General features: G+C 53.9%; 3 protein-coding genes. All 3 read left to right on the forward strand.

The features are described 5' to 3' along the window. On the forward strand, positions 1 to 182 hold a 182-nt coding region (locus E0504_RS51755; RefSeq protein WP_207974728.1), incomplete at its 5' end, for a hypothetical protein. A 2-nt stretch (positions 183 to 184) separates the two neighbouring features. Further along, positions 185 to 661 carry a hypothetical protein gene (locus tag E0504_RS48100; protein WP_207974729.1) on the forward strand — a complete coding sequence of 159 codons (477 nt, stop codon included), beginning with the start codon at positions 185 to 187 and terminating at the stop codon, positions 659 to 661. Positions 662 to 1,028: 367 nt separating this feature from the next. Continuing rightward, positions 1,029 to 2,003 (forward strand): toll/interleukin-1 receptor domain-containing protein, encoded by a 975-nt coding sequence (locus E0504_RS48110; protein ID WP_131627888.1) that lies wholly within the window; start codon positions 1,029 to 1,031, stop codon positions 2,001 to 2,003. Positions 2,004 to 2,058: the final 55 nt, after the last annotated feature.

The following is a 2,058-nucleotide window of genomic DNA, read 5'->3' on the forward strand; positions in this document are numbered from 1 at the left end:
GCACCCGGGGCATCTGCCATCCGGAACCAAACCGAAAAATGAATTTTTTTCCGGAATTGAGATTTTCGGCTAGCCTAGTTTTCATGTCGGGGATGTCTACTGTATGTAGCTTCGCAGAGAGTTTAACCTTCGCCGCACCGGTGATGTGGCGCCGCCGCAATGGTCTTTTGCGCAAAGGTTGAGCATGTTCGACAATTTTCCCATGGCCGATGATGATCCTTCTCGCGTCACGGTGATCGAACTCTATAAGACTGCCGTAGAGATGGCAGACCGGGTCTCGGCGCGACGCGGGGTGGCAAATGCGTTCTTTCTGTCCATACAGACCGCACTAGTCTCCATCGGCGCATTATCATTTTCCAATCTGCGGACCCCTTGGCTGATTTCACTCGTTCTAGCCTTCGCCGGGGTAGCTATCTCGATCGTCTGGCGGCTCCAGCTCCGCAGCTATCGCGACCTTAATCGCGCCAAGTTCGCCGTGATAAATGAGATTGAGACCAGATTTCCAGTACGGCCATTCAGTGACGAGTGGAAGGTGTTGTCAGAAACTCGCGAAGATTCGTGGTGGCGGCGATACGCCGACCTTGGCACCAGCGAACGAACGGTACCTTTGGTTTTTGCTTTGCTACACATTGCAACTTTTGCAGGAAGGTTGACGATATGACGTACTTGGATACTGACGCCCAATTGATTAGGAGCCTCTTGCCCGCTGGCGCTACGCCGCCAGACGAGGCAAACGACCTCTTTGTACTCTACGCGCTTCTAATGCGAGTAAAGGCAGAGAAGGTGACTGCAGAGGACGTGCACGATGCCTGGTCTGCGTGGATGCGTGCACGCGATCCGCAACACTCGGCCCTTGTGCCGTACAAGAATCTTCCGCCCGAGGCTCGCGCGACCGACGAACCCTATGCCGAGGCCATTCGTCAAGCCTCTCTCCGTCGCAATTCATAGCAACACCTGCCTCGACAGCCAGAGCGGGAGTATCCGTTCGCACACTTGATGAAAGTTCGTATACATCACCTGGGGGGGAAATGCCTAGAATTCCAACTATTTCACGCGACAGAGATCGTAGAATTATCTTTATCTCGTACCGCCGCTCCGACTCTACGTCCTGGGCCGGACGCCTCGCCGGGGACCTTAGGCGCTATTTCGGGCACGAGATGGTCTATTTTGATACAGAATCGAACCGCTCGGGTCAAGATTATGTTACGCGGATAGAGAATTCTTTGCGGACATCGCGCGTTGTTGTCGCCGTTATTGGCCCTCGCTGGTCCGAGATTCCAAATGGTTACAGCAGATCACGTCTACACGACCAGAGCGACTGGGTTCGTCGCGAGCTGGAGTACGCCCTCCACGAGGGACCGCTTGTTTTGCCGGTTCTTGTCGGCAACGCCAATGCACCCGAGTCTAACAAATTGCCGCCAGCACTCGCGGCTATTTCGCGGATCCAGATGCAGCGACTAGCCGATGCGGACTGGAGTTACGATTTTGGCAGAATCATTGAGACGCTTGAAAAACACGGAATTATGCCGGCAAAAAATGACGAAGTTAGCGAAATATCCCTCAAGCGCCGAGCAGTTAAGGTACAGAGTCACCAACGCAAGATACAAGCGTCTCGGCGGCACTGCCTAGGAGCAGTTGAGGGGGCTGTGAAGCTTCTTGACTACCCAGATTTGCAGACCAATTTGGAGAGCGCAGAAGTTACTTTTCGCGTGCATTGGCTTCGAGTTTCAGTGAAGGTTGTAGACGCCGAATCCGGATGGTCGACTGTCGCACTTCAGTTCGAATCGATAAATACCGGTCTACTTGTAGCCGGTAGTGCCGTTGGCGCCATCAGCGGAGGAATTGGAATGTTGACATGGCCAGCACTTCGCTCCTGGGAAAGGTACTTTGCTGCCGGCTTTCTAGATAATGTTGAAAGCGTTCTGGCGGGAAGAGGGGTCATCGGAGATTCCTTCAACTTGCCAGGAGTTAATGCATTGTTGAGAAAAGTGCGAGAAGTGTAGCTTCTTGGGCCTGACTCTTTGCTCCACACGCCCCGGCTGCCTATCCCGCCCCGCC

This window comes from Parafrankia sp. BMG5.11, from assembly GCF_004337455.1.

What these genes read in the sequence shown, in the direction of transcription:
- E0504_RS48100 (WP_207974729.1), top strand. Translation starts at nt 185, where the DNA reads ATGTTCGACAATTTTCCCATGGCCGATGATGATCCTTCTCGCGTCACG.
- E0504_RS48110 (WP_131627888.1), top strand. Translation starts at nt 1,029, where the DNA reads ATGCCTAGAATTCCAACTATTTCACGCGACAGAGATCGTAGAATTATC.